Consider the following 1,494-nt stretch of genomic DNA (forward strand, 5'->3'; position numbering starts at 1 on the left):
TGGCGGGTGCACAAGGCGTCGGCTTCAGCCAGTGCGCTGTGTACGCAGTGGGAGTGATCGTGGGGACGGTTGGCCAGCGGCGTGATGGACATGGGCAGCGACGGTTCTGGATGGAGACGTTATTATGTTACCTGTTTCTGATGACTCGAGTATCCACCGTGTCCCGATTCCTAGCTCTGTTTGTCGCTTTCATCGCATTTTCAGCCCAGGCCGATGTGCGCGTGCTCACCACTATCAAGCCCCTGCAGCAAATTGCTGCTGCCGTGCAGGACGGCGTGGGCAGCCCCGAGGTATTGCTGCCGCCGGGCGCCTCGCCGCACCACTACGCGCTGCGTCCGTCCGACGTGCGGCGGGTGGGCGATGCCGACCTGTTGTACTGGATTGGCCCGGACATGGAGAGCTTCCTGCCGCGCGTGCTGGGCAGCCGCAGCAAGCCCACGGTGGCCGTGCAGTCGCTGGCGGGCATGAAGCTGCGCCGCTTTGGCGAGGACAGCCACTCCCATGAGGAAGCAGACCATGACGACCACGATCATGATCACCGCCCGGGCAGCCTGGACGCGCACTTGTGGCTGTCGTCGGTCAACGCGCGGGTAATCGCGGCGAAGATGGCTGCGGATCTGGCCCAGGTCGATCCGGCCAATGCTGCCCGCTACCAGAGCAACCTGAAGGCTTTCAATGAGCGCATGGATGCACTGGATGGACGTATCAAGGCGCGGGTAGCCGGTATTGCCAGCAAACCGTACTTCGTGTTCCACGAGGCGTTCGATTACTTCGAGGCGGAGTATGGCCTGAAGCACACCGGCGTGTTCAGCGTGGCATCCGAGGTTCAGCCGGGGGCGCAGCATGTGGCTGCGATGCGCAAGCGCCTGCAGGAAGTGGGCAAGACCTGTGTGTTCAGTGAGCCGCCACTGCGGCCGCGGTTGGCTGAGACCCTGACTGCCGGGCTGCCGGTGCGCTTGGCTGAGCTGGATGCACTGGGTGGTACCGACCCGGTGGATGCCAAGGGTTATGAGCGCTTGCTGGAGAAGCTGGGTGGCGACCTGGCTGGGTGCTTGGAGCAGTTGTAAGCCGGGTTTTGCAGGAGATTGCATCAGGGCGGCCAGGTGTTCGCCGTAAGGTTTGCAGCGCCTGTGAAACCGAGCGCCGCCCGCGCGGCGCTCGGTTTCACAGGCGCAGAAAGCATCAAGGCGGGCACCTGTCAGCCCTCACACAATCCAGTCGGCGGGCCCTAGAGAGCAAACGGCAGGCGCAAAGCCACCTGCTGCCGCTGTGCCAAACGCACTTCGAACTCGCTCGGGTCATGGATCATCACATCCATCCCGGCAAACGACTCCGCCGCAATCAGCCGCGACAGCCAGAAGCGCACGCAGCCTACCCGCAACATCTCTGGCCACAGCTCGGCTTCGGCTGCAGTGAACGGCCGCAGCGCGGCATACGCTGCCAGCAGCGCCTGAGCGCGGGGCATGTCGATCGCGCCGTGCTCATCCAGGCACC

The 1,494-nt window shown here is 64.1% G+C and carries 1 protein-coding gene and 2 pseudogenes; 1 reads left to right on the plus strand and 2 read right to left on the minus strand.

Annotation, left to right across the window (positions count from 1 at the left end):
• Positions 1 to 92, minus strand: a pseudogene (locus tag HP547_RS28735) (transcriptional repressor); the annotation flags it as partial.
• A gap of 18 nt (positions 93 to 110) precedes the next feature.
• Between HP547_RS28735 and HP547_RS28740 the strand changes: the two are divergent.
• Positions 111 to 1,067, plus strand: a complete 957-nt coding sequence (locus tag HP547_RS28740; protein ID WP_172288885.1) for a zinc ABC transporter substrate-binding protein — start codon at positions 111 to 113, stop codon at positions 1,065 to 1,067.
• 161 nt (positions 1,068 to 1,228) lie between these two features.
• Here the strand turns inward: HP547_RS28740 and HP547_RS28745 are convergent.
• Positions 1,229 to 1,494 (minus strand): annotated as a pseudogene (locus HP547_RS28745) (homoserine kinase); the annotation flags it as partial.

This window comes from Pseudomonas sp. CM27, assembly GCF_013179515.1.
Taxonomy (GTDB): Bacteria; Pseudomonadota; Gammaproteobacteria; order Pseudomonadales; family Pseudomonadaceae; genus Aquipseudomonas.

What these genes read in the sequence shown, in the direction of transcription:
- HP547_RS28740 (WP_172288885.1), top strand. Translation starts at nt 111, where the DNA reads ATGGAGACGTTATTATGTTACCTGTTTCTGATGACTCGAGTATCCACC.